Here is a 26,026-nt window from a genome sequence, read left to right as displayed (position 1 = left end):
ACACGGAACGTGACCGACGTCGCGGACGCCGGGAGAGGGCGCAGGGATGATCACCGGTAACGAGCGCCCGATCGGGACCGGGCCGGCACCGGCCCCCGCCGGGCGACAGCCTGGCCAGGCCGGCAGGCTGCTCGGCGTACTGCTGGTGCTGCCCGTGCTGCGCCGGGCCGTCGCCGTTCACTCGGTGGCACCCGGCGAACCGTGGCGGACCGGCTGTCCACGGTGCGGCGCGCCGCTAGGCGCGGCCGGCCCGGCGGGGTCACTGTCTCCCATGGCGTCGCTGTCCCCACTGGCCAGATGCGGCGGCTGCGGCACCCGGGTCGGCCCGCCACCGTTCGCCGTCGAGGTGGTCGCCGTCGCGGCGCTGGCAGCGTTGGTCTCCGCCGGCCTTCCCTGGCCGGTCCTTCTGGCGCTGATCTGGTGGGCGGCCTGGATGGTCCCGCTGGTCTTCGTCGATCTCGCGGTGCACCGGCTGCCGGACCGACTCACCTACCCGGCCGCCGCCGGGACCTGGGCGCTGTTCGGTGCGGCGGTGCTGCTGGGTGAGCCGTCAACGGCCTGGCTGCGGGCGGTCATCGCCGGTACGGGCGTCGCGGCGCTGTTCGCCGCCACCACCCTGGCGTTCGGCGCCAGAGGGTTCGGGCTGGGCGATGCCAAACTGGCGCTCAGTGTCTGCGCGGTGCTCGGCTGGTTCGGATGGCCGATCGTGCTGCTCGGGCTGCTGGTCGCCTTCGTCGGCTCGGGCGGCGTGGCGGTGGTCCTGCTGGTCGCCCGGCGGATCCGGTGGACCCAGCAACTGCCGTTCGGGCCGTTCCTGGTGCTCGGAGCCGTCGTCGGGGTACTGCTGGCCGGTCGACTGCCGGCGGCCTGAGCGTCCGTCGCCCCCAGATGCGTCACAGATGCCTCGGAAGCACCCGGGCTCCGTGTCGTGCCGACGGGTTTCAGAGGCGGCGGATCACCAGCCCTGGCTTGACGTCCGAGGCATCCGACAGGTGCGCGATGTCCTCCGGGTCGCTGGTGAAGACGATCGCGCCGCAGGCAAGCGCGATGGTGACCACGCTGGCGTCGACCACGTCACGCGTACCGGCCTTCCCGCACAACACCCCGGCCGATTTGGCCAGTTCCAGACCGACTGGAACGATTTCGCAGCTGCTCAGGAACCGTCCGAGCTGGACCTGCCGGCGGGCATCTCGCCAGGCCTGGCCGACCACGACGGAAGGGACGAGCAGACGTCGCCCTTCCTCGACGGCCAGATGGTGTATCGCCCAGATCCGTCGGTCATTGCTGCCGATAGCCAGCAGCACCCCTGTGTCGTAGACGTAGGGGATGGTCACGCGGCGGCCCGGCCGGGCGCGCTGAGCGCCTGGGCGTCGGCGGCAGCCATCTCCGCACGTGCCGCAGCAATCTCTTCTACGGTGAACGCACCGTGCTCGGCCTGCCAGTCGGCGACCAGCCGCCGCCCGACCCGCCGCCGGAGCTCACTTTCCGCAGCGCTCGCCACCAGCCGCGACAAGGGGACGCCATCCTCGCGAGCAGCCTCGCCGAGCGCCTCGACCAGTTCCTCGGGGAGGGTCACAGTCACCTTCTTCGCCGCCACACATACACCATACAGCGATATGGCGGCGCCTGAGGCGAGTGCTGCCGCCCTCCCGACCGGTTCGCCACCTGCGAACCGGGGCAGGATGGGGTGCATGGGCAGGGCGAACGAGCGACGCAGCGTGCTGCGGATCGACGTCGGCGGCGGGCCGACCCGGCGGGTCCGTCGGATGGACACCGTCGCCGGGGAGGAGCCGCTGGAGATCCGGGTCGGCCCGGCCGGTGCGGCGCGGCGTCCCCCGCTGGCCGTCACCATGCGTACGCCGGGAAACGATATCGACCTCGCGATCGGCTTCCTGCTGACCGAGGGTCTGATCGGGGCCGCCGAGGACGTGGTGACCGCCCAGCTGTGCGCCGGCACCGACACACCGAACACGTACAACGTGGTTGACGTGACGCTCGCCGGGCATGTTCCGCCGCCGCAGACCGACCCGTCCCGCAACTTCTACACCACCAGCTCATGTGGGGTCTGCGGGAAGGCGAGCATCGACGCCGTCCGCACCCGGTCCCGGTTCGACGTGGCTGCCGACCGGGCCACGTTCAGCCCGCAGACCCTGGTCGGCCTGCCGGACCAGCTGCGCGCCGCCCAGCAGGGCTTCGACCGCACCGGTGGGCTGCACGCCGCCGGCCTGTTCACTGCCGATGGGCAACTCCGAGCGGTACGCGAGGACGTCGGCCGGCACAACGCCGTCGACAAGCTGATCGGCTGGGCGGCCCGAGAGGACCTGCTGCCGCTGCGCGGTCATCTGCTGCTGGTCTCCGGGCGGGCCAGCTTCGAGCTCACCCAGAAGGCGTGGATGGCCGGCATCCCGGTGCTCGCGGCGATCTCCGCGCCGAGCAGCCTGGCGGTCGCCCTCGCCGAAGAAGCGGGGATGACCCTGGTCGGGTTCCTACGCGGATCGACGATGAACGTCTACGCGGGCACCGACCGCCTCACCGACTGACCCGGACGTGCCCGACGCTGCCGTTCGCCGTACGGCTCGCCGGACTCCGCGTGCCCGATAAGTTCACGTCTGTCGCCGGTTCTCCTGGATCCAGCGCTCGACGTCCGACTTCAGCCCACACCGGACCCATTGCGAGGGCTGTGGTCGTTCAAGGTCAAATCCAGCTGGTGCCCGGAATGCCGGCGTACGACGTCAGCAACTCGGCTACCGGGTCATCCGGCACGGCTCACCCGCGGCGTCAGCGATCCGCGAAGCCGGGGAGCAGAGGATCTGTGTCGTCGGCTCCGTACACCTCACTTGCGGACGTACCCGGACGTGTACTGCGACCGCACGGCCAACGGCGCGCACTCGTGACGCGCGCCGCGTACCCCCGCAAGATCCCTGCCGTGTCTATGCTCGGCCCTGAACAGCGCAGACAGCCTCAGATCGGAGACGGGGACATGCAGGTCGCCGAAGTCCTGGAGGTGCTCGAAGCACTGTTCCAGACCAGCAAGCACCCGGACATCACCGACGTCCGTCGGTACGGGCAGGACACCGAGCCCGGCGGCAATTCGCCAGCCGGGGTACGGGTCTACTACTCGACGGGATCGACCGGGATGCTGTGGGCGGCCGTCGGCAAGCCCGCACCGGCACCGGCGTCGTTGCCGGCCGAGATGCCCGCACCTCGCGAGCGGGCGCGCCGCACGCTCGCGTTCGCCGTACAACTTCTGGACTTCGCCCGACCCGAGGAGTTCACCTCATGGGAGCCGTGCGCCTTCACCGGGGTGCACAGCTCCCCGTCCGGGGTGAAGATCACCTGCCGGGACGGCAGCGCCGTCCACCTCCGGGCGACCGCCACCACCGGGCCGGGCGGCATCGCAGGTGAGCCGAACGAGGACCCGCACCCGGACTACCAGATTCCCGAAGGAGTCCGTTCATGGCGTCAGGAGGTAGGTGCTCGGTCTGCGGTCAGCAGGTGACCACCGCCCCCCGGCCAGGCCGCACCGCCGCACCAGAGCCCGGGAAGCCGAACCAGATGCGCCGGACCGGGGCAGCCCACGTCCTGACCCCGGTGCAACCCCGGAAGACCCCGGGACGAGCCCGGGGTCTTTCCGCGACGCGCCCGCGCGGGGCGGGTTCACGGGCGGCGGCGGCCGGCGGGGCGGGCCCGGTCGAGCCGCTCGCCGTCGGGTCGACGGCGCGGGCGGGTGTCCGACCGGCCCTTACGTCCGCTGCGGTCCGGCTTGGGCCACGGACCAAGTGCCGCCGGTGGGATGCCGCGGACCAGGACGTCGTCCATCAGTTTGGCCATCGAGTAGCCGGGTTCGACGTCGAGCGCCCGGTCGAGGGCGACCCGGGCCAGGGCTCCGTTGCCGGCCCGCCAGGCGGCGAAGGCCAGCAGGCTGGCCGGCCCGGCGGCGAGCTCCGGCTCGGCCCGGCGGGCGATGTCCTGCCAGAAGGTGACCTGCCACAGCTCGTCGGTGACCCGCTCCCAGGCGTAGTCGCGCACCTCCAGGTCGGTCAGCAGCAGACTGAGCCAGGCGATGTCCTCGTCGGTCGGGGCGATGCCCCGGCCCTGCCGTTCCAGCAGCATCCGTACCGTCTTCTCCCCGGCCCGGCGCAGGGTGCGGGCACCGAGCAGGTCGGCTGGCGGGGCGTGGTCGACCAGCGCGGAGCGGCGGGTCCGGGCACGTTCGGTGGCGGCCCGCATCGCTGCGCGGGCCGGGCCGGTGACCGGTTCCACCTGGCGACGCAGCGCGGCCCGGTCGGGCAGGGCGACCTGCCCGGCGACGGTGGCCGCGACCGCGACCGGGTTGATCTCGGCGTCGAACCGGTGGCCCTCCGGCGGGCAGCAGGTCGGATCGTCGCAGAAGGAGGACCAGTAGCGACCGTCGGCCACCCGCAGCGCGTCGAGCAGCACGGTGCCCTGGCGGCGCAGCGCGTCGGTGGTGTCCCGCAGGACCGGGTCGACGGTGTCGGCCGGACCGTAGCCGAGCACGACGGCGGCGCTGACCTGCTGACGATCGACGATAGCGGTCAGCTGGGCGGTTGCCGCCGCGCGGACGTCGGCCGGGACCGTGGCGTCGGGCAGATCGGCGCGGGCGGCGATGACGACCGTGTGGTCGCGCATCCCGACTACCACCACGCTGTCGGCGGGGTGGAAGCCGATCAGGTAGGGCACGGCGGCGATCAGGTCGGCCGGCTCGCGGACGGTGAGCGCGGCGCCCTGGGCCGTCCCGGCAGCCGGGTCAGCAGCCGGATCAGCAGCCGGGTCGGGAACGGAATCGGGGGTGGGTACCGGTTCGGTAGGTGTCATGCCGGAAACTGTCGCGCCGGACGGTGACCGGTTGTGGCCGTCCCGACCCGACCTGTGGACGACACGCCAGGTTATCCACAGGCACGCAGAGTAGTTTCCCTGGTGACGGCGTTTCTGCTCACCACTGGTTGCGCCACTGGGCTGGACGGCAAGCGGCGCGGGTTACCGTGCCGCCATGGATCTGGCGTACCTGCGGGCCCACCCGGAACACCTGCCGACCTTCCTCACCCATCAGCGGATCCGGGAAACGCCGGTCTCCGGTGGGTCGATCTGCGCGGCGAGCCGGCTCACCCTCGACGACGGCAACTCGGTGTTCGCCAAGTCCTGGCCGGAGCGGTCCGCCAGGCCGCTGCCGGACGGCCTGTTCGTCGCCGAGGCGGCCGGGTTGCGTTGGCTGGCCGCCGCCGGCGGGGCACCGGTGCCGGAGGTGCTGGTGGCGCTGCCGCAACTGCTGGCCCTGGAGTGGGTCGAGCCGGGCGAGCCGGACCCAACCGCCGCCGAGCGGTTCGGCCGGGAGCTGGCGATCACCCATCGGGCCGGCGCAACCGGGTTCGGGGCGGACTGGCCGGGGTTCGTCGGCGCGCTGCCGCAGGACAACGAACTAACGACCGACCGACCCTGGTCGACCTGGTTCGGGCAGCGCCGGCTGCTGCCGTACCTGCGGATGTCGGTCGACAACGGCGCGCTCACCGCCGCCGAGACCGGCCTGGTCGAGCAGGTGGTCGACAACATCGACGGGTACGGCGGCGACGAGCCGCCCGCTCGGATCCACGGCGACCTGTGGCCCGGCAACCTGCTCTGGGGCGCGGACGGGCGCTGCCGGCTGGTCGACCCGGCGGCGCACGGCGGGCACCGGGAGACCGACCTGGCGCAGCTGGCGCTGTTCGGCGGTGCCCCGCACCTGGACCGGATCCTCGACGCCTACCAGGAGCAGTGGCCGCTGGCCGACGGATGGGGGGCCCGGGTGCCGGTGCACCAACTGCATCTGCTGCTGGTGCACACCGCTCTGTTCGGGGCGGCGTACCGCTCGGCCGTCGCGGACGCGGCCCGCGCCGCACTGCGGTCCTGACGCACCGGCGCGCTACGGTCGGCGCATGGCATCGAGCGCACGGCCCGCCGACGGCCGGCTCACCGATCGGTACGGGCGGGTCGCCACCGACCTCCGGGTGTCCCTGACCGACCGGTGCAACCTGCGCTGCTCCTACTGCATGCCGCCGGAAGGTCTGCCCTGGCTGCCCAGCCCGGACATCCTGACCGACGACGAGGTGACCCGGCTGATCAGGGTCGCGGTGTGCCAGCTCGGGGTGACCGAGGTGCGGTTCACCGGCGGCGAGCCGCTGCTGCGCCCCGGGCTGACCCGGATCGTCGCCGCTGCTGCGGCGCTGCGGCCCCGACCGGTGCTGTCGTTGACCACCAACGGGATCGGTCTGGACCGCTTGGCGCCCGGCCTGCAGGCCGCCGGCCTGGACCGGGTGAACGTGTCGTTGGACACCCTCGACCCGCAGCGGTTCGCCCAGTTGGCGTACCGCCGGCGGCTGCCCGACGTGCTCGCCGGGCTGGCCGGCGCGGCGGCGGCCGGGCTGACCCCGGTCAAGATCAACGCGGTGCTGCTGCGCGGGGTCAACGACGACGAGGCCCCGGCGCTGCTGCGGTACGCCCTGAGCCGCGGCTACGAGCTGCGCTTCATCGAGCAGATGCCGCTGGACGCGCAGCAGTCCTGGGACCGCGACCGGATGGTCACCGCCGCCGAGATCCTCGACCGGCTGCGGGCCGAGTTCACCCTGCTGCCGGATCCCGCCGAACGGGGCGCCGCACCGGCCGAGACCTGGCTGGTGGCCGGCGCCGAGCGGTCGGACGGCAGCCCGGCCAAGGTCGGGGTGATCGGCACGGTGACCCGGCCGTTCTGCGGTGACTGTGACCGGACCCGGCTCACCGCCGACGGGCAGGTACGCGACTGCCTGTTCGCCCGGAAGGAGTCGGACCTGCGTGGCGCGTTGCGGTCCGGGGCCGACGACGACGAGTTGGCCCGGCGGTGGCGGCGGGCGATGGCCGGGAAGCTGGCCGGGCACGGCATCGACGATCCGGCGTTCCTGCAGCCGGCCCGACCGATGTCGGCGATAGGCGGCTGACCGTGGGCGACCCGACACGGGATGGAGCCGAGCAATCGGTGACGGTGCGTTACTTCGCCGGGGCGCGGGCGGCGGCCGGGCGGACCACCGAGTCCGTTCCGGCCGGGCTGGACCGGGCCGGGCTGGTGATCGAGCTGACCGGTCGGCACGGCGACCGGCTGGGTCGGGTGCTGGCGGCGGCGAGCTTCCTGGTCGACGGCGTCGTCTGGCATGATCGTCACACACCGTTGCCGGCCGATGCCACGGTCGACGTGCTGCCACCGTTCGCCGGCGGCTGAGGAGGACCGCGTCCGTGCTCGCCGTACTCGGGTTCGTCGCAACGCTGACCCTGATCACCGGCCTGATCCACGGTTACCTGTGGTGGCGGCTGGTCCGGGACACCACCCGGCCGGGGCGGTGGCGACGGGCCGGCACGCTGCTGGCCGTCGGGTTGGCGGTCCTGGTGCCGGTGACGATGGTGAGCACCCGGTCCGCCGGGATGTCCTGGCTGGCCTGGCCCGGCTACGTCTGGCTGGCGGTGATGTTCTACCTGCTGGTCGTCCTGCTGGTGCTGGAGCCGCCGATGCTGGTGGCCCGGCTGGTCGGCCGGGCCCGCAGCCGCCAACTGAGCAGGGTGGGCACGGTGCCGGTGACCGTACCGGCCGAGACGTCCGCCCCGCCGCCGGCCGAGCTGCCCGGCGGCCGGCCGGCCGACGACTCGGTGCCCGACCCCGGCCGACGGCTGTTGCTCGCCCGCAGTGCCGCGATCTTCGCCGGGCTGACCGCGACCGGCGTCACCGGATACGGCATCCGGACCGCCCTCGGCCCGCCCCGGCTGGACCGGGTGCAGGTGCCGATCGCCCGGCTGCCCCGGGCCATGGACGGCCTGCGTATCGCCACCGTCTCGGACATCCACATCGGCCCGCTGACCGGGCCGGCGCACACCGCCCGGATCGTCGAGCTGATCAACAGCCTGGACGCCGACCTGGTCGCGGTCGTCGGCGACCTGGTCGACGGCACCGTCTCCGAGCTCGGCGGCACCGCCGCCCCGCTGGCCGATCTGCGCGCCCGCTACGGCAGCTTCTTCGTCACCGGCAACCACGAGTACTACTCCGGCGTCGAGGAATGGGTCGCCGAGGTGGACCGGCTCGGCCTGCGGGTGCTGGTCAACGAACGCCGGGAGATCGTCACCCCGGGCGGGGTGCTCGACCTGGCCGGGGTGAACGATCCGACCGCGGAGACCGCGCGGCCGGCCGGGCAGACCGCCGCCGGGTCCGGGCCACTGGCCGGCCCGGACTACGACCGGGCGCTCGGCGACCGGGACCCGGACCGCCCGGTGGTGCTGCTCGCCCACCAGCCGGTGCAGGCCCACGAAGCCGCCCGCTACGGCGTCGACCTGCAACTGTCCGGGCACACCCATGGCGGTCAGATCGCCCCGTTCAACCTGGCGGTACGGCTGGTGCAACCGGTCGTCTCCGGCCTCGCCACGGTCGACGGCACCCAGGTCTACGTCACCAACGGCGCCGGGTTCTGGGGTCCGCCGGTGCGGGTCGGCGCGCCGCCACAGGTCTCCCTGGTCGAGCTGCGCAGCGAATAGGAGCGCAACGAGTCAGCCGGCGGCGAGTGAGAGTCACGTCTCGCGGGTTTCCGCGCGTGGCGACACGCCGGGCGGCCCGGTCACGTGACAGGATGCGGCGTGCCCCCGTACCGCGCCGTGCCCTCTCCCGGCTCCGCCACGGGACCCGGGCCCTTCATCGCCGACCTGCACATCCACTCCCGGTACTCGCGTGCCTGCAGCCGGGACCTGAACATGTCGAACCTGGCCTGGTGGGCCCGGCGCAAGGGCGTCAGCCTGCTCGGCACCGGTGACTTCACCCACCCGGCGTGGTTCGAGCATCTGCGGGAGTCGCTGCGCCCGGCCGAGCCGGGGCTGTTCCGGCTCAGCCCGGAGGCCGAGCGGGACGTCGCCCGCCGGCTGCCGCCCCGGCTGGCCAGCGAGTCCGAGACCAACCCGGTGCGGTACATGCTCAGCGTCGAGATCTCGACGATCTACAAGCGCGGGGACCGGACCCGCAAGGTGCACCACCTGATCTACCTGCCGGACCTGGATGCGGTGGCCCGGTTCAACACGGCGCTGGGCCGGATCGGCAACCTCGGCTCCGACGGCCGGCCGATTCTCGGGCTGGACTCCCGCGACCTGCTGGAGATCACCCTGGAGGCGAGCGCGGACGGCTACCTGGTGCCGGCGCACATCTGGACGCCGTGGTTCTCCGCGCTCGGCTCCAAGTCCGGCTTCGACGCGATCGCCGACTGCTACGCCGACCTGGCCGGGCACATCTTCGCCGTCGAGACCGGGCTGTCGTCGGATCCGGCGATGAACTGGCGGGTGTCCAGCCTCGACGGCTACCAACTGGTTTCGAACTCCGACGCGCATTCGCCGCCGGCGTTGGCCCGGGAGGCCACCGTGCTGGACAGCCCGCTCGACTACTACGCGGTACGTGAGGCGCTGCGCACCGGCGACGGGCTGGTCGGCACCATCGAGTTCTTCCCCGAGGAGGGCAAGTACCACGCCGACGGGCACCGCAACTGCGGCGTCAGCTGGGCCCCGGAGCAAACCCGACAGGCTGCCGGTCGCTGCCCGCAGTGCGGCAAGCCGCTCACCGTCGGGGTGCTCAGCCGGGTCGAGGATCTCGCCGACCGGCCGGACGGGCACCGGCCGGCCAACGCCAAGCAGGTCACCCACCTGGTGGCGCTGCCGGAGATCGTCGGTGAGATCAACCAGGTCGGCGCCCGGTCGAAGACCGTCGAGGGTCAGGTGGTCAACCTGGTCGCCGCGCTCGGCCCCGAACTGGACATCCTGACCAAGGTGCCGGTGGACGACATCCGGCGGGCCGGCGGCGAACTGCTCGGTGAGGCGATCACCCGGCTGCGTCGCGGCGAGGTCCGCCGGGTGCCGGGCTACGACGGAGAGTACGGGGTGATCACCCTGTTCGCGCCCGGTGAGCTGGTCACCGGTGGTGGTGCCGGTCAGCCGGAGGCGCTGTTCGACGTACCCGTGCCGGCGCAGCGCCCGGCCGACGGGCCGATGGCCGCCGACGAACCGGCACCGGCCGGTGTCCGACGCGGCGGACAGTCCAGGGCCGGGACCGGACAGTCCAAGGCCGGGGCCGGCCGGTCCGGTTCCGGTGGGCGGCCGACGCGGCCGGGCCGGGCCGGGCGGTCCGGGCAGGAGCCGGCGGCACCGCCGATCCCGCCGCCACCGACGCCGTCGCCGCACGAGCCGTTCGAGCCGATGCTGGCCGGCATGGAGGAGGTCGGCACCGGGCTGCTGGACCGACTCGACGCGATGCAGCGGGTCGCCGCGTCCGCGCCGGGCGGGCCGCTGCTGATCGTCGCCGGGCCGGGCACCGGCAAGACCCGGACGCTCACCCACCGGATCGCGTACCTGTGCGCCGAGCTGAACGTCTTTCCGGAGCGCTGCCTGGCGATCACCTTCACCCGCCGGGCCGCCGAGGAGCTTCGCCACCGGCTCGACGGACTACTCGGCCCGGTGGCCGAGGACGTCACCGTGGCCACTTTCCACTCGCTGGGGTTGACGATCCTGCGGGAGAACCCGAAGGCGGCCGGGTTGCCGGCGACGTTGCGCATCGCCGACGACACCGAGCGGGAGCGGGCCCGCGCCGAGTCCGGCGAGGACGATGCCACGTACGCCAAGCTGTTGCGCGCGGCCGGCCTGGTCGATCTGGACGAGCTGGTCACCCTGCCGCTGCGGCTGCTGCGCGAGGACCAGAAGCTGGTGGCCCGCTACCGGGACCGCTGGCGGTGGATCTTCGTCGACGAGTACCAGGACGTCGATGCCGACCAGTACGAGCTGCTGCGGCTACTCAGCCCGGCGGACGGCAACCTGTGCGCGATCGGCGACCCGGACCAGGCAATCTACTCGTTCCGGGGGGCGGACGTCCGCTACTTCCTGCGCTTCTCCGAGGATTTCGTCGACGCCCGGCTGGTCCGGCTGGCCCGCAACTACCGGTCGGCGGCCCCGATCCTGGCCGCCGCGGTGCAGGCCATCGCGCCCGGCTCGCTGGTCCGCGGCCGGCGGCTGGAGCCGGCCCGACTCGATCCGCAGGCGCCGCTGATCGGGCTCTACCCGGCTGGCACGGCCGCCGACGAGGCGACGTTCGTGGTGCGTACGGTCGACGAACTTGTCGGCGGAATCTCGCACCGATCGCTGGATTCCGGGCGGATCGACGGGCAGACGTCCTCGGTGTCGTTCTCCGACATCGCCGTGCTGTACCGCACCGACGCGCAGGCCGGCCCGATCATGGACGCACTGACCCGGGCCGGTGTCCCGGTGCAGAAGCGGTCGCACAACCGGCTGCGGGACCGGCCGGGGGTGACGGCGATCGCCCGCGAGCTACGGCACGCCGGTGGCGGGCTGGACGGTTCGCTGGCCGCCCGGGTCCGGCTCGCTGGGCAGGTGCTGGCCGACCGGCTCACCACGCCGACGCTGGACGTGCCGGCCGGTCCGCAGCTGTCGCCGGCGGACATCTGGTCCGCGGTGGAGCTGCTCACCCCGTTGGCCCGCCGCTGCGGCGACGACCTGCCGATGCTGCTGTCCCAGTTGGAGACCGGCGCCGAGGTGGACGCGCTGGACCCACGGGCCGAAGCGGTGACCCTGCTCACCCTGCACGCGGCGAAGGGCCTGGAGTTTCCGGTGGTCTTCCTGGTCGGCTGTGAGGACGGCCTGCTACCGCTGCGCTTCCCCGGTACTACGCCGACCGACGACGACGTGGCCGAGGAGCGGCGGCTGTTCTTCGTCGGCCTGACCCGGGCCCAGGACCGGCTCTACCTCTCGCACGCCCGCCGCCGGGTCCGGCACGGCAGCGAGCGGGAGACCCGGCCGACGCCGTTCCTGGACGCGATCGACGCGGGGCTGTTCGACCGGCTCGGCGACGAAGGGCCGCGCCGCCCCAAGGACCGCCAGCTGCGCCTGCTGTAGGGGCTGGTCGGACCGCCACCGGCCCGGTCACTCGCGACCGCCGGACCTGGTGCAGCGTCGGACCATCATGCGGTTGGCCGGCGGTTGGCGCGCTTCGGGGAGGTGAGCGGCTGGGGTGCTCACGCTACGGTGACGTCTGTCATCGCCGACCCGAGCGGACAGCCGGGGCCGGAACCGCCGCGCAGGAGGACAGGAAATGTCGCAATACGGACCGCCCGGCGGGCCGTACCCGGGTGAGCAGCCAGACCGGTGGCCCGAGCATCGGCAGCCGTCGGAGCCGTACCGGGAGCCGTCCGACCCCTGGGGCGGACCGCCCGGTCCCTGGGGTGACGCACCTACCGAGGCACCGGGCCAGCAGTGGCCCGGCGGTGCGCAGCCGGATTGGTCGACCGGGCAGCCTCCGCCCGCCGGTCCCGACTGGCAGGGGTACGGGCAGCACACGTCGGCCGGCGACCAGAACTGGCAGTCGCCGGATCAACCGGCCCAGGGCTGGGCCGGTGCCGATGATCAGACGTGGCAGCAGTCGGGCGGTGACCAGCCGTGGCAGCAGCCGGGCGGGGGCCAGCAGCCGTACTCCGACGGCAGCCAGCAGCACCCGGCCGCGACACCAGCGTGGGAGCCGGCGGCGGAGCCACGCCGGTCCGGGCGCGGTGGGCTGAGCGGCGGGCTACTCGCCGTGTTGATCGGTTTGACGGTGCTGCTCTGCGGGGGCGGCGCGGCCGGCATCTATGTTCTGACCCGCGACGAGACGCCGGACACCGGGGCGGAGTTGACGGCACCGACTACCGAGCCGGACGAGGCGCCGTCCACGGCCCCGTCGGAGCAGCCCGAGCCGACGGCCGAGGTCGACCAGCCGAGCCCCACTCCGACACCGACCTCGTCGAACGACGCGCGGTTCGTCGACGTAGGGCAGTGTGTCCGCAACGAGGCCGAGGCAGCGGAGGAGACGCCGGTCCTGACGATCACGGATTGTGACTCCGGCGCGTACGAAGTGCTCGCCCGCTTCGATGGTGTGACCGACGGCGAAGAGGACGCCAAGACCAAGTGCGCGGCCGTCGAGGGCTACACCAACTGGTATTTCTTCAACAGTCAGCTCGACGCCCTGGATTTCGTGCTCTGTCTCAGGCAGCGGTGAACTGACCGGTGAGGCTGCCGCCGGATGGCAGCCGTTGGTTACCGTTCCGGTAGCACAATTGATCCGCTGGACCCCTGCCCGGCGGGTGAGATTCGTGCCAGGCGGGCAGCGTTCCGCCTGATCCAGCGACGACGCTAGGGAGATCATGTCCAGCTACGGTCCGCCGGGCTACCCCGGTCCGGGACAGCCCGACGACCCCGCCGGTCAGTCCGGTTACCCGCCTCCGGGCTCTGGTTACCCGCCTCCGGGCTCCGGTGCCCCTGATCCGACCACGCCCTACTCCTCGCCGTACCAGCCCGGCGGCTACCCACCGCCGACTTCCGGTGGCGGCGCCTACCCGCCACCGCCGGCCTCGGGTGGCGGCGCCTACCCGCCACCGCCGGCCTCGGGTGGCGGTGGCTACCCGCCACCGCCCGGATCGGGTGGTGGCTTCCCACCGCCACCGCCACCGCCACCGGGTTGGGGTCCGCCGCCCGGGATGCCCGGTGGCCCACCGCCGAAGAAGTCGCGCACCGGGCTCATCATCGGGCTGGTGATCGGCGCGGTGGTGTTACTGCTGCTGCTCTGCGGCTGCGGTGTGATCGGGTTGTTCGCGTTGACCGACAGCAGCACCTCGACCGCCAGCGAGGAATTGCCGACGGTCGACGTTTCGACCGGCACGCCCGACGATCAGCAGGGCGAGGACTCCAGTTCGCTGCCGCCGCCCGACAGCAGTCTCGACCTAATCGTGGTCGGTGACTGTGTGGTCAACGACGGTTCCGACGAGGACGCGGTGCTGCGCAAGGTCGCCTGCGATCCGGGCACCTTCGAGGTGCTGGCCCGCATTCCGCTGACCACCGACACGGAACGCTGTGACGATCCGATCTTCGGCCACCCGGACACCGACACCACCTACACGCACGACACCGGTGAGCAGCTGCTCAACTATGTGCTCTGCATGAAGGAGCTCTGACTGGGAACCGCTTTCGACCGATGACTAGGGCTCTCTAGCGTGACAGCTAGAGAGCCCTAGTCACTGCTCGACGGTCCGACAAGGGCTCGGCGAGCGGCTCGGCCGAGGTGTCGGCGGACGACGGCCGACACGATCGGGACCTATACCCGGTTCTAGCCCAGACGCTAGACGGCCCGATACGGTGCCAGACATGGATCCGATCCGGAATCCGTACGCCCCCGGCGCCGGCCAACGCCCGCCCGAGTTGGCCGGCCGCGGCCGCGAGCTGGACGTCTTCGACGTGGTCCTGGAACGCGTCGCCCGAGGCCGTCCGGAGCGCAGCCTGATGCTCACCGGACTGCGCGGGGTGGGCAAGACCGTCCTGCTCAACGCGCTCCGGTCGCAGGCCATCGCCCGGCTCTGGGGCACCGGCAAGATCGAGGCCCGGCCGGACCAGTCGCTGCGCCGCCCGGTTGCCGCCGCACTACACATGGCGGTACGCGAGCTCGCCCCCCGGCACCGGGCACCCGAGCGGATCGACGACTTTCTCGGCGTACTGAAGGCCTTCGCGCTGCGCGCCAACCCGCCGGCGGCCGGCGGACGTGGCAACGCCCGGCCTCGGCTGCGCGACCGCTGGCAGCCGGGCATCGACGTGCCGGCGGCGACCGGGCGGGCCGACTCCGGCGACATCGAGATCGACCTCGTGGAGCTGTTCACCGACGCCGCCGCGGTGGCCACCGACGTCGGCACCGGAATCGCGCTTTTCATCGACGAGATGCAGGACGTCGACGCGACCGACGTCTCCGCGCTCTGTGCGGCCTGTCACGAGTTGTCGCAGCTCGGCGGGCCGCTGATCGTCGTCGGAGCCGGGCTGCCGCACCTGCCGGCGGTGCTCTCCGCCGCCAAGTCCTACTCCGAACGGCTGTTCCGCTACCAGCGGATCGACCGGTTGGACCGGGTCGCCGCCGACCAGGCGCTCACCGCGCCGGCCGCCCGCGAGCAGGTCGAGTACGAGGCGAAGGCGCTCGACCTGCTCTACGACAAGTCCGGCGGGTACCCGTACTTCGTACAGGCATACGGCAAGGCCACCTGGGACCATGCTCCGCGCTCGCCGATCACCGCCGCCGACGTGCGGGTCGCCGCGCCGGAGGCGGAAGCGGAACTCGCGGTCGGGTTCTTCGGGTCCCGGTTCGAACGGGCCACCCCGGCGGAGCGCGAGTACATGCGGGCGATGGCGGTGCTCGCCTCGGCGACCCCGGGGGGCGGCCCGGCACCAACTGTCGAGGGATACCACGACGAAACGAGCGGTGGGCCACTGGACCCGGCGACGGCGGACATCGACCCGGCGGTGCCGACCGCCGAGATCGCCCGGTCCCTCGGCCGGAAACCGGCCAGCTTGTCGCCGGCCCGGGATGCCCTGATCAAGAAGGGGCTGATTTACTCGGGCGAGCGTGGCACGGTCGCGTTCACCGTGCCGCACTTCGGCCGGTACCTGCGCACCCAACCCGGTTGACCACGCCCGGAGCGGCCCGGCAACCTCGCCGCGGGATGCGACAGCTCACCGGTTTGCCGGGTAACAGACCGCCCAACCGGGTATGACAAGGAGCATGAGACCCGTACGCACCACTGCCCGCGCTCTGCTCAGCGGCATCTTCATCGTCAGCGGCGCCCGAGCGGTGGCCAGCCCCGCGCAGTACGCCGACCGGGCGAAGACGGTCACCGACCGGGTCGCTCCGATGATCGAACGGGCCGCGCCCCGACTGCCGACCGACACCGAGAGCCTGGTCCGGCTGCACGGGGCCACCCAGCTCACCGGTGGCCTGCTGTTGGCGACCGGTCGACTGACCCGGCCGGCCGCAGCGGTGCTGGCGGCCTCGCTGGTGCCCACCACGGTGGCCGGTCATCCATTCTGGTCGGCGACGGAACCGACCGAACGACAACTCCATCAGGTGCACTTTCTCAAGAATCTGGGCCTTCTGGGCGGGCTGCTGCTCGCTGCTGCGGATACTGAGGGTCGGCCGGGTCTACGCTGGCGGACCAGCCGGGCCATCCGGCAGAGCCGACGCTCGGTGCGGCGGAGCCGACGGTCGGTGCGGCGGGCGGTGCACTCGGCGCGTCGGGACGCCCGGATCGCGGTCCGGTCCGCCGCCACCGCCCGGCGACTGCCCGGCTGACCAGTAGATCCGGCCGAACGACGACCTGAACGATGGGCGGTAGATATCGGACTTCAGTGCGTAGTGGGCACCGAAAACCACGAAAGAGATAGAACACAGCACACAGCGTTAACGCGGTGGAAATATCGCGAACTAGTGTGGGATCGGACACGGTAGGGTAACGCGCCCGCCTCCGGACGCCGTTGCGTTCTAGGCTCGGACGGGCACTGAGCAGACTCTGCATTCAACGACCGGGGGTGGGTAGATCATGGTGACGGACGTCCGATCCCGGGTCCGTCGTCTCGCCCCACTGGGTCGGCGTCGCCTCGCGCCACTGAGCCGCCTGGTTCGCGACGTCGAGCGCGGCACGCTCGTGCGGCTCGGCCTCGTCGCGCTGGCCTGCTACGCCGCCTGGTACGCAATCGGCATGTTCGGCCGACCGTACAACTTCTTCGACATGCGCATCTACCACGGTGCGATCATGTGGTGGGCCAACGGCGGCGACCTGTACGCATTCATCGCACCGGAAACCACCCTGGGCTTCACCTATCCACCATTCGCCGGCCTCACCATGCTGCCGATGGCGGTGGTTCCGATGATCACCGCCGGCTGGCTCAACGTCGCATTCGGTATCGCCGCCCTCACCGTCGTGCTGGCGGTGCTACTCGGCCCGATCGCTGACCGCTGCGGCTGGCCGCGCTGGTTCACCGTCGGTCTCGCGGTGCCCCTCGCGGTGGCCATCGAACCGTCCCGGGAAACCCTCGGGTACGGGCAGGTGAACCTGCTGCTGTTCGGCCTGATCATCGCCGACCTGGTCGCGTTGCGCTGGCGCGCCGCGCCCACGCCGCACCGGCTGGTCGCCGCCGGCCCACTGCGGCGGATCTTCTTCAGCGGCATCTGGGCCGGCGCCGGCATCGGTCTGGCCAGCTCGATCAAGCTGACTCCCGCCCTGTTCATCGTCTACCTGCTGATCACCAAGCAGTGGCGGGCGGCCACCACCGCGATCGGCACCGCCGCCGCGGTCACTGTCGGCGCGATGATCGTCGCCGCCGACGAGTCGGCCGCCTACTTCACCTCGGTGCTGTGGGACACCGGCCGGGTCGGGGTGTCGGACATGACCCCGAACCAGTCGCTGGCCGGCCTGCTGGCCCGGCTCTACGACTCGATGGAGACCCCCGGCCTGCTCTGGATCTCGTTCGCCCTGCTACTGCTGGCGCTCGGGCTGTCCCGGGCCGCTCACGCCCACGCGGACGGCGACGAGTTGACCGCGTTCACCCTGATCGGCCTCACCGCCAACGTGATCAGCCCGATCAGCTGGTCGCACCACCTGGTCTTCGTGATCCCGGCGATCATCGTGCTGGCCGACGCGGCGCTGCGGCGACGCAGCGCCAGCAAGGGGCTGATCTCGCGGCGCACCTACCCGCCCACTGGTGCCGGTATCAGCGGCGTGGCCGGGCTACGGACCCCGATCTGGTTCCCCGCCCTCACCGGGATGCGGCACGCCACCGCCGCAATCGCGCTCTACCTGCTCTTCCTGGTGTCGCCGATCTGGCCCTACGAACACCAGTTGCCACAGGTCTCGCACTACCATGACGGCCTGTTCGGCGTACTGATGGAGAACTCACTCGCCCTGGCGCTGATCGCGCTCGTCGCGGCGCTGCCCTGGCGGCCCGGAGCCGAGCCGGCGTTCTACACCGACCCGCGACCGCAGATCCGGCACCGCCAACCGGCTGCTCCGACCGGCACCGGGCTTCCTAACGCCCGAACCGGCACCGGGCAGCCCGACGCCCGAACCTCCGGTCAGGTCAGGGGCAGTTGACCCACTCCTCGGTGCCGTCGGCGAAAATCTGCCGCTTCCAGATCGGCAGCCGGGCCTTCGCCTCGTCGACGAGCCGGGCGCAGGCGGCGAAGGCCGCCGCCCGGTGCGCGGTGCTGACCGCCGCCACCAGGGCCACCTCACCGATGGCAAGCGGCCCCAGCCGGTGCGACACGGCGACGGCGTGCACCGCCGGATCGGCAGCCACCTCGTCGGCGACCTCCCGCAGCACGTCCTCGGCGCTGGGATGGCCCTCGTACTCCAGGCTGAGCACCGACCGGCCGTGGTCGTGATCGCGGACCACGCCCTGAAAGGACACCACCGCGCCGGCCCGTGGGTCGGCGACCGCCGCCTCGTGGGCGGCCAGGTCGAGCGGTTGCGAGGTCACCGACACCAGAACGACAGGTCGGGTGGTTGGAACGGTCACGGCAGACGCTCCCCGGGCAGCAGCGGCAACGGTACGACGGGCACCTCGTCGTCGGGGCGGCCGTCGCCGCCCGGCGGAATCACCGCGAAGCCGGCGGCGGCGGCCAGTCCGCGCAGCATCGCCGACCCGACGTGCCGCAGCGGGTACGCGGCGCAATTCACCGGATCGATCCGTACCAGGGCGAGGTGGGTGAAAGCACCACGGCCCGGCACCGCCGCCCCCAGCCGGTGCCGGGACAGGGTCGGCAGCGGCCTGCCCTGCAACCCGGCGAGCAGCGGCGCGACCAGTGACACCAGGGCGACGATCGCGGACTGCGGGTTGCCGGGCAGCCCGGCGACGAACCGGTCCCGCCCGTCGGCACCGGTCACCCGGGCTACCAGCATCGGGAACCCGGGTCGGACCGCGACCGTGTTGACCACGTACTCGGCACCGAGCTCGGCCAGCGCCGGATGCAGGTGGTCCACCGGACCGTGCATGGTGCCGCCCGTGGTGCAGACCAGATCGGCGCCGGCCAGCGCCGAGCGCAGCCCGTCGACGTGTGCGGCGAGGGTGTCGGCAACCGGCCCGGTCACCTCCTCGGCAGGCAGTTCGCAGCCGTACCGGCGCAGCCACCCGGGCACCGCCGGACCGAGCGCGTCGCGCACCCGGCCGTGGCCGGGTGGCCCGGTGGTCAGCAGTTCGTCGCCGAAGACCAGCAGGCCGGCCCGGATCCGCTGATACACCGGCAGGTCGTCGTAGCCGCAGGAGGCGGCGAGGCCGATCACCCCGGGGTCGACCGGCGTACCGGCTGCCAGCAGTTCCTCGCCGGCCGACGCCTCCTCGCCGGGCGAGCGCCACTCCGGCTGCGGCCGCAGCTCGCCGCGTACCAGCCCGGTGTCGTCTCGCGTCGACTCCTCGATGCGCAACACACTGGTGGCCCCGGCAGGGACCATCGCGCCGGTGGCGATCTGCACCGCGGTGCCGTCGTCGGACAACTCCGGCGGCACTCCGCCAGCCAGCACCCGGCCCACTACCCGCCACGGGGGACCGCCGCGCACCGCCCAACCGTCGACACTGGCGGTGCGGAAGGCCGGCAGGTCGGTCAGGGTGGTCAGCGGCGCGGCGAGGGTGGTCCCGTCGGCCTGCGGCAACGGCAGCCGGACCGGCGGGCGGCGCGCGGCCAGGCCGGCGGCGTGCACCAGGGCGCGGGCCTGCCCCCAGTCGACGGGTGGGTGCCCGGCGGCCGGGGCAGCCCTGCCGGTCGTCGGTTCGGCGCTCACCGACCGAGCCTATCCGCCGGCCGGGTGCGGCCGGGGTGCGGTGGTGTCAGGCGCGGGGGTGGTCGCCGCCGGCCAGCTGGTCGAGCGCGTGGCGCAGGATCGGCCCGAGCACGGCCAGGCCGTCGCGGGCACCGCCGGTGGAGCCAGGCAGGTTGACGATCAACGTACGACCGGCCACCCCGGCGATACCCCGGGACAGCGCAGCGGTCGGCACCGCCGACCGGCTGACCGCCCGGATCGCCTCGGCGATCCCCGGGATTTCGTAGTCGAGCACCGAGCGGGTCGCCTCCGGGGTGCGGTCGGTAGGGGTGATCCCGGTACCGCCGCTGGTGACGACCAGCTGGACCGCGTCGGCCACTGCCCGGCGCAGTGCCTGCGTGACCGGTTCGCCGTCGGCGACCACCAACGGGTCGTCGACCCGGCAGCCGAGGTCCTGCAGGCCGGACACCAGCAGCGGACCGCTGGTGTCGGAGTAGACACCGGCGGCGGCGCGGTTGGAGGCGACCACCACCCGGGCGTACGGGTTCACGACCGGTCCGCCGGACGCTGCCAGTCGCCGGTCTTGCCGCCTTCCTTGGACAGCACCCGAACGTCGTCCAGCGACGCTGCCGGGTCGACCGCCTTGATCATGTCGATCAGGGTCAGCCCGGCGGTGGCGACCGAGGTGAGGGCCTCCATCTCGACCCCGGTCCGGTCAGCGGTCCGCACCGTGGCGGTGATCTCGATGGAATCCGCAGTCAGCGCCAGGTCGACGACCACACCGTGCAGCGCGATCGGATGACACAGCGGGACCAGGTCGGGGGTGCGCTTGGCACCCATGATGCCGGCGATCCGGGCGACGGCCAGTGCGTCGCCCTTGGGCAGGCCGTCGCGGCGCAGCAACTCGACGACCTCGCCGGTGGTACGCAGTCGTCCCGCTGCCACGGCACGGCGGGCGGTCGGCGGCTTGGCGGTGACGTCCACCATCCGCGCAGCGCCCGCTTCATCGACATGGGTCAGGTTCGGTACCTCGGTCACCTGAACGAGCCTATCGAGCAAACCAGTCGGCCCTGGCTCGACCGCCACGGTTGGCGGCAGAGTTGGCATCAGGCTGGCCGTACCGGCGACCTGCCGGCCCGGATGTCACCTTCCACTTCTCCACCGACCCGCACTTCCCGGATCACCTTCGCGGATACCTACTACAGCCCCAAATCGTGCACGCCTAAGGAATCCATAAGGTTATGAGCGAACCTGTTCGAATGCATTCCGTCGGCGATCAATAACCAACGGTGACAAACCGCCGCCATCTTCACTAATCATGCGCATATGGACATTTATCCGTATGCAAGTGGCATATCGCAACTCTATGGTTCTCCTGTCAGCAAGAGCCGGCAGCACCAACTGCCCAATCGAGTGGAGGGGAAGACCATGCGCAGCAACGAATGGTACTGATACTGTCGTCTACCGATGACGAGCAGTAGTTCTGCGGGCCACGCAGCGCAACAAGATCAGGAACGGGTGTGACCCGCACGGTTCGACGCGACAACGAGACCGATCGGCAGCTGGTGCTGCTCGTCGGTCTCGTCGCCGTTTGTGCCGTGGCCGTCGGCGTCTCGTCGCTCTACCTCGTCGCCGGGTCGCTGGTCAGCACTGCCGACGAACTGGCGCTCGTCGCCGCCTTGGTCTTCCTCGCCGCGGTCGGGGTCACCGTCAAATGGTTCGTCCGTATCCGGTCGACGGCCCACGCCATCGCCTGGAGTGAAGTCGCCATCCTGGTCGGACTCGCGGTGGCACCCGCCACCCTGGTGGTGCTCTGCACCGGCCTGGGTGTCGGCCTCGCGATGATCGTGCAACGGATGGCCCGGATAAAGGCGACTTTCGCCGTCGCGAAGAACATGCTCGTCGCCGCCGCCGCTGGTGCCGTCCTGCACACGCTGAACTGGGATCCGGAGCTGGCGATCTACAGCACGGCGTTCTTCGGGCCACTCCTCACCGCCTATGTCGTAGCGGTCGTGCTCGACGAGGTACTCACCATCCCGGTCATCGCCCGCGCCACCGGAACCAGGCTATGTGCCATTTTTCGGCACAATCTCGGAGTTAGAATCTCCAGCGCGGTGATCCGGTTCCCGCTGATCGTCGCCATCCTGCTGATCCTCAAGGCGGACCAGTGGCTGCTGGTGACGATCCCACCCGTAGTGCTCTGCATCCACCTGGCCTACGCCGGACATGCCAGGGCCCGCGACGACCAGCAGGCCTGGCAGCGGCTCGCCCGGGCCACCGACGCGCTCAACGTCGTCGACCTCGACGCGGTGCTGTCCATCGCGGTGGTGCAGGCAGCCGACCTGTTCTCCACCGACCGGGTCGAGGTCGAGCTCAACGAACCTGCCCGGCTGGTCCAGGGCAACAGCGACGGTGTGCAGTACGACGGCCCCACCGGCAGCGCCCCCACCCCGCACATGCGGACCGTGATCGCCGTACCGCTCGCCGGCCCGGGCAGCACCCTCAGCGTAGGCACCCTGCGGCTCTGCCTGACCGGCCCGGTCAAGTTCTCCGACCGGGAGCACTACACGCTGCGTACCTTCGCGTCCGCACTGTGCACGGCAGTCCGCAACGCCTCGCTCTACCGGCAGCTGAACCAGGACGCCGAACGGCACGCCCGCGAGGCCGCACAGGACGAACTGACCGGGCTGGCGAACCGGCGCCGGCTGATGGAGCACGGCTCCGAACTGCTCGGCCGACGGCGCACCCGCGGGATCACCGCGCTGCTCCTCGTCGACCTCAACCACTTCAAGGAGATCAACGACACGCTCGGCCACGGCGCCGGCGACAAGGTGCTGATCCAGGTCGCCCGGCGACTGTCCGCGAACGTGCAGCCTGGTGATCTGGTGGCCCGGCTCGGCGGCGACGAATTCGCCGTACTGCTGACCACGCTGCCGGCTCCCGCGATCGCCGCGCACCGCGCGGACGCGCTACTCACCGCGATCTGTGCACCGATGGAACTCGACGGCATGCGGATAAACGTCGAGGCCAGTGGCGGCATCGCCGTCGCACCGGGCAGCGGCGGAATGGCCGAACTGCTGCGCCGCGCCGATGTGGCGATGTACCAGGCGAAGCGATCCGGCGGCCGGACCGCCGTCTACGCCCGCAGCCGGGACACCGCCGACGTCGGTCGGCTGGCGCTCGGCGGAGACCTGCGTCGGGCAGTCGCCCAGCACGAGTTCAACGTCGACTTCCAACCGATCGTCGACCTCGGCACCGGGGAGGTGATCGCCGCCGAGGCGCTCGCCCGCTGGCAGCACCCCGACCGGGGGCGTCTCGACCCGAAGCGCTTCCTGGAGACCGTCGAACGCTCCGGTCTGCTCCCCGCCTTCGCCGACGCGGTCCTGGAGCAGTCCCTGATCGCCGCCGCCACCTGGCACGAAGCCGGCTTCGTGCTGCCGGTCGCGGTCAACCTGTCCCCGCGCAGCCTGCTCGACCGGCGGTTCCCCGGTGCCGTACTGGCCCGGTTGCAGGCCCACGACGTCCCGCCCGACCGGCTCATCATGGAGCTGACCGAGACCCTCACCCTCAGCCAGCTCGAAGTGGTCGACCAGGTGCTCGGCCAGCTGCGCGACGCCGGAGTACGGCTCGCTATGGACGAGTTCGGCACCGGCTACTCGTCGCTGTCCATGCTGTCCCGGGTCCCGGTGCACGAGCTCAAGATCGCGCGTTCGTTCGTGATGAGCATGGAGACCTCCTCCGAATCGGCCGCCGTCATCCGGTCGACCGTCGACCTCGGCCGCAGCCTCGGCCTGGCCGTCGTCGCCGAGGGCGTGGAGAGCGAGCCACAGCGCCGCGCGTTGTGGACGATCGGCTGCACCGCCGGGCAGGGACACCTGTTCGCCCGGCCGATGCCGGCCCACCGGCTGCTCACCGCGCTGCAGTGCGGATCCGGCGGCCGACCCGGCAGCCTGGCCAGTCCACTGCACGACGAAGGCGCCGTCGTCCGCATCGACCAGACCCGCCGGGCCGGCCAACGGCACCGGAACGAGAAGGTACCGCACCTACCAGCCTGACCGTTCTGTCAGACTTGCCGGCGTGACCGTCACGGCGGCCGGGCCCGCAGCTCGCCAGCGCCGCCCGGCTGGCCCGGCCCGGCGGTGGCGGGCCGTCGCCACCCGCCGCTGGGTGCAACTGGACCGGAGCGCCGACGGCCTCGTCGGCGATCTGGCCCTCTATCTGCTCTCCGCAGTCTTCGCGGCGGTCACCGCGGTCGCCTCCACGCTCGCCCCGCACCGAGCCTGGGGGGCCGTCGCGGTTGTCGGCTACGCGGCCGCCGCCCTCGTGGTGGTCGGCCAACTCGTCGTCCGACGCGCGGCGGCCCGCCAGCGGCTGACCGGCGGCGTCGCCCGCGCGTGGCTGACCGGAGTCACCTGGGCGGCGGTGGTCGCGGTGCCCCTGGTCCTGCAGGCCGAGCAGCGGGCCGATGGCCGCACCGACCGGGCCCAGGAAGAGGTGGTCGTGGTCGACGACGGCGGTGCCTCCCGGCTGCTCGCCGACGGCAGCCCGTACCTGTCCGAACAGCAGATCGCGGAGCTGCCGGCGGACGAACGGCTACTCGGGTACCTGCCGTACCAGCCCGGCATGGCGATCTTCGGACTGCCCCGGGCGCTGGCCGGCACCGGTTGGTGGACCGACGCCCGGGTCTGGTTCGCCGTCGCCACCCTCGCCGCCCTGGCCGCGGCCCTCACTCTGGCGCGCCGTCGGGCCGGCCCGGCCGGCGATCGGGTACTCGTGCGCGCCGCTCAGCTCAGCACCGTACTGCCGATCGCCGCGCTGGCCATGAGCACCGGCGGCGATGATCTGCCGGTGCTGGCCCTCGCCCTGCTCGCCCTGGTGCTCTGCGCCGGCGGCCGGTACGCGGCAGCCGGGACGGCCATCGGCGCGGCCGCCGCGCTCAAGCTTTTCGCCTGGCCGGTCCTGCTGGTGCTGCTCTGCCACGCCGCCACCCGTGGTCGACGGGCCATGGGCCGGGTCGCGGCCGGTGGGATCACTCTGCCGCTGCTCGCCCTGCTGCCGGTGGCAGTGGTCGACCACGCCGCGCTGATCCACAACGTGCTCGGCTTCCCACTCGGTGCCGGCATGGTCTCCAGCCCGGCGGCCTCGCCGCTGCCCGGCATGCTGATCGCCACCTGGATGCCCGGCGGGCGGATCGTCGCCGGCGGGTTGCTGCTGCTCGCCGGATTCGCCATCGCGGTACGGCTGGTCCGCCGGCCGCCGCAGACCGCCGCCACCGCGGCCCTGATCTGCGGCCTCGGCCTGCTGGCCGCGACGCTGCTGCTGCCGTCGACCCGGTTCGGCTACCTGCTCTACCCGGTCGCCCTGTTCAGCTGGGTCCCTGTGCTCCGGGTCGCCGAAGTGCCGGCGCAGGCGTTCGCGCCGGACCGTGACGGGCTGGTGCCGGCGTACGGGCCCGACCGGTGATGCCCCGGGGGTCGGCGGCACCGACGGTCCTCGCCGCAGTGGCTGTCGGCGGCGCAGCCGGAGCGGCCGCCCGCTACGGCATCGCCGCCAGCTGGCCGGGCTCGGCCGAGGATGGGCTGCCCTGGCCGACCCTGGTCACCAATGTCGTCGGATGTGCGTTGATCGGTGTCCTGATGCGGGTGGTCACCGCCGTGCCCCACCCGCACCGGTTGCTCCGGCCGTTCCTCGGTGCCGGCGTACTCGGCGGCTTCACCACCTTCTCGGTCCAGACCCTGGAGGTCGCCGACCTGCTCGCCGCCGGACGGCCCTGGCTGGCCGGCGGCTACGCGCTCGGCACCCTGGTGGGCGCACTGGTCGCGGTCTGGCTCGGCGGCTCGGCGGCCCGGCCGACCGCCGACCGGCTCGCGCGGCGGGTCCGGTGACCCGCCCCGTTCATCCGAAACATTCGGGAGGTACGGGATGAGTCTGCTCCTGGTGATGTGTGGCGGGGCGGTCGGCGCGCTGGTTCGCTACCTCACCGACCGTGTCGTGGTGGGACTCGGTCAGCCCAGTTTCTGGGGCACCTTCCTGGTCAACCTGGCCGGGGCCGTGCTGATCGGCGTACTCGCCGGTGCCGGACTGGCCGGTGCCGGCTGGCTGGCCCGGCTACTCGCCACCGGCCTCTGCGGCGCGCTGACCACGTACTCGACCTTCGCCTACGAGGTGGTCCAGCTGGCCGGCGGCTCCGCGCGGGATCGCTGGACGGCCGCCGGCTACGCCACCGGCACCCTGCTGGCTGGATTCGCCGCGCTGCTGGTCGGCCGCCTGGCCGGCGACGCCCTGGCAGGGTGACCGCGACCGTCGATGCGGAAAGGCGACGGCGACCGTCGGTGTGGAATCCGCCGACCGGGCGGCGGGCGGGCGGGAAACGGCGTACACCT

At 72.3% G+C, this 26,026-nt stretch carries 24 protein-coding genes; 17 read left to right on the top strand and 7 right to left on the bottom strand.

Translation table 11 applies throughout. The features are described 5' to 3' along the window. Window positions 1-46 precede the first annotated feature (46 nt). Complete coding sequence (locus O7621_RS05950) at window positions 47-871, top strand: A24 family peptidase (protein ID WP_282233101.1); 825 nt, start codon at window positions 47-49, stop codon at window positions 869-871. A 70-nt stretch (window positions 872-941) separates the two neighbouring features. On the opposite strand, the gene O7621_RS05945 is transcribed toward O7621_RS05950, so the two are convergent. Further along, window positions 942-1,334, bottom strand: a complete 393-nt coding sequence (locus tag O7621_RS05945) for a PIN domain-containing protein (protein WP_282233100.1) — start codon at window positions 1,332-1,334, stop codon at window positions 942-944. Beyond that, entirely contained in the window at window positions 1,331-1,597 is a 267-nt protein-coding gene (locus O7621_RS05940; protein WP_282233099.1) for a YlcI/YnfO family protein, read from the bottom strand. Before O7621_RS05940 ends, O7621_RS05945 begins: the two co-directional genes overlap by 4 nt. A gap of 94 nt (window positions 1,598-1,691) precedes the next feature. On the opposite strand from O7621_RS05940, the gene fdhD reads away from it, so the two are divergent. Further along, on the top strand, window positions 1,692-2,540 hold the full coding sequence (gene fdhD / locus O7621_RS05935; RefSeq protein WP_282233098.1) for a formate dehydrogenase accessory sulfurtransferase FdhD: 849 nt from the start codon (window positions 1,692-1,694) through the stop codon (window positions 2,538-2,540). 440 nt (window positions 2,541-2,980) lie between these two features. Further along, complete coding sequence (locus O7621_RS05930; RefSeq protein ID WP_282233097.1) at window positions 2,981-3,499, top strand: hypothetical protein; 519 nt, start codon at window positions 2,981-2,983, stop codon at window positions 3,497-3,499. A 158-nt stretch (window positions 3,500-3,657) separates the two neighbouring features. Here the strand turns inward: O7621_RS05930 and O7621_RS05925 are convergent, their stop codons facing one another. Continuing rightward, entirely contained in the window at window positions 3,658-4,836 is a 1,179-nt protein-coding gene (locus tag O7621_RS05925) for a DUF4192 domain-containing protein (protein WP_282233096.1), read from the bottom strand. A 175-nt stretch (window positions 4,837-5,011) separates the two neighbouring features. Here O7621_RS05925 and O7621_RS05920 point away from each other — a divergent pair, with 175 nt between their 5' ends. The 10 genes from O7621_RS05920 to O7621_RS05875 all read left to right on the top strand — a co-directional run bounded on the left by O7621_RS05920 (window position 5,012) and on the right by O7621_RS05875 (window position 17,981). Then, the gene (locus tag O7621_RS05920; protein ID WP_282233095.1) at window positions 5,012-5,905 is read left to right on the top strand and encodes a fructosamine kinase family protein; all 894 of its coding nucleotides are present in this window, start codon (window positions 5,012-5,014) and stop codon (window positions 5,903-5,905) included. A gap of 25 nt (window positions 5,906-5,930) precedes the next feature. Continuing rightward, complete coding sequence (gene moaA, locus O7621_RS05915; RefSeq protein WP_282233094.1) at window positions 5,931-6,965, top strand: GTP 3',8-cyclase MoaA; 1,035 nt, start codon at window positions 5,931-5,933, stop codon at window positions 6,963-6,965. Further along, the gene (locus tag O7621_RS05910; protein ID WP_282234465.1) at window positions 6,962-7,243 is read left to right on the top strand and encodes a MoaD/ThiS family protein; all 282 of its coding nucleotides are present in this window, start codon (window positions 6,962-6,964) and stop codon (window positions 7,241-7,243) included. Before moaA ends, O7621_RS05910 begins: the two co-directional genes overlap by 4 nt. Before the next feature lie 14 nt (window positions 7,244-7,257). Further along, window positions 7,258-8,541: a metallophosphoesterase gene (locus O7621_RS05905; protein ID WP_282233093.1), complete on the top strand. Its 1,284-nt coding sequence runs from the start codon at window positions 7,258-7,260 to the stop codon at window positions 8,539-8,541. A 99-nt stretch (window positions 8,542-8,640) separates the two neighbouring features. Beyond that, window positions 8,641-11,943 (top strand): UvrD-helicase domain-containing protein, encoded by a 3,303-nt coding sequence (locus tag O7621_RS05900; protein ID WP_282233092.1) that lies wholly within the window; start codon window positions 8,641-8,643, stop codon window positions 11,941-11,943. A 196-nt stretch (window positions 11,944-12,139) separates the two neighbouring features. Next, complete coding sequence (locus O7621_RS05895; RefSeq protein ID WP_282233091.1) at window positions 12,140-13,078, top strand: hypothetical protein; 939 nt, start codon at window positions 12,140-12,142, stop codon at window positions 13,076-13,078. A gap of 145 nt (window positions 13,079-13,223) precedes the next feature. Beyond that, window positions 13,224-14,030 carry a hypothetical protein gene (locus tag O7621_RS05890; RefSeq protein WP_282233090.1) on the top strand — a complete coding sequence of 269 codons (807 nt, stop codon included), beginning with the start codon at window positions 13,224-13,226 and terminating at the stop codon, window positions 14,028-14,030. Window positions 14,031-14,220: 190 nt separating this feature from the next. Next, a complete protein-coding gene (locus O7621_RS05885) occupies window positions 14,221-15,522 on the top strand; it encodes an ATP-binding protein (RefSeq protein WP_282233089.1) in 1,302 nt (433 codons plus the stop codon). Between the two features lie 94 nt (window positions 15,523-15,616). Continuing rightward, entirely contained in the window at window positions 15,617-16,183 is a 567-nt protein-coding gene (locus O7621_RS05880; RefSeq protein WP_282233088.1) for a DoxX family membrane protein, read from the top strand. A 247-nt stretch (window positions 16,184-16,430) separates the two neighbouring features. Further along, a complete protein-coding gene (locus O7621_RS05875) occupies window positions 16,431-17,981 on the top strand; it encodes a glycosyltransferase 87 family protein (protein ID WP_282233087.1) in 1,551 nt (516 codons plus the stop codon). Here O7621_RS05875 and O7621_RS05870 read toward each other — a convergent pair. The 4 genes from O7621_RS05870 to moaC all read right to left on the bottom strand — a co-directional run bounded on the left by O7621_RS05870 (window position 17,968) and on the right by moaC (window position 20,681). Then, window positions 17,968-18,375 (bottom strand): molybdenum cofactor biosynthesis protein MoaE, encoded by a 408-nt coding sequence (locus O7621_RS05870; protein WP_282234464.1) that lies wholly within the window; start codon window positions 18,373-18,375, stop codon window positions 17,968-17,970. The genes O7621_RS05875 and O7621_RS05870 overlap by 14 nt on opposite strands. Before the next feature lie 26 nt (window positions 18,376-18,401). Then, window positions 18,402-19,583, bottom strand: coding sequence for a molybdopterin molybdotransferase MoeA (locus O7621_RS05865; RefSeq protein WP_282234463.1), 1,182 nt, complete (start codon window positions 19,581-19,583; stop codon window positions 18,402-18,404). A gap of 127 nt (window positions 19,584-19,710) precedes the next feature. Beyond that, window positions 19,711-20,193, bottom strand: coding sequence for a MogA/MoaB family molybdenum cofactor biosynthesis protein (locus O7621_RS05860; protein WP_282233086.1), 483 nt, complete (start codon window positions 20,191-20,193; stop codon window positions 19,711-19,713). Beyond that, on the bottom strand, window positions 20,190-20,681 hold the full coding sequence (gene moaC / locus O7621_RS05855) for a cyclic pyranopterin monophosphate synthase MoaC (protein ID WP_282233085.1): 492 nt from the start codon (window positions 20,679-20,681) through the stop codon (window positions 20,190-20,192). The genes O7621_RS05860 and moaC overlap by 4 nt, the downstream gene beginning before the upstream one ends. Before the next feature lie 482 nt (window positions 20,682-21,163). Between moaC and O7621_RS05850 the strand changes: the two genes are divergently transcribed. From O7621_RS05850 to O7621_RS05835, 4 genes are read left to right on the top strand one after another with little or no spacing between them, the layout of a single operon-like run. Continuing rightward, a complete protein-coding gene (locus tag O7621_RS05850; protein ID WP_282233084.1) occupies window positions 21,164-23,698 on the top strand; it encodes a bifunctional diguanylate cyclase/phosphodiesterase in 2,535 nt (844 codons plus the stop codon). Window positions 23,699-23,720: 22 nt separating this feature from the next. Next, window positions 23,721-25,106, top strand: a complete 1,386-nt coding sequence (locus O7621_RS05845; RefSeq protein WP_282233083.1) for a glycosyltransferase 87 family protein — start codon at window positions 23,721-23,723, stop codon at window positions 25,104-25,106. Then, the gene (locus O7621_RS05840) at window positions 25,106-25,528 is read left to right on the top strand and encodes a CrcB family protein (RefSeq protein WP_282234462.1); all 423 of its coding nucleotides are present in this window, start codon (window positions 25,106-25,108) and stop codon (window positions 25,526-25,528) included. Before O7621_RS05845 ends, O7621_RS05840 begins: the two co-directional genes overlap by 1 nt. A 37-nt stretch (window positions 25,529-25,565) precedes the next feature. Further along, complete coding sequence (locus O7621_RS05835; RefSeq protein WP_282233082.1) at window positions 25,566-25,937, top strand: CrcB family protein; 372 nt, start codon at window positions 25,566-25,568, stop codon at window positions 25,935-25,937. The last annotated feature ends 89 nt before the right edge of the window (window positions 25,938-26,026 follow it).

This window comes from Solwaraspora sp. WMMD937 (assembly GCF_029581175.1).
Classification (GTDB): Bacteria; Actinomycetota; Actinomycetes; order Mycobacteriales; family Micromonosporaceae; genus Micromonospora_E.
This window is presented reverse-complemented; position numbering and strand designations above follow the sequence as displayed.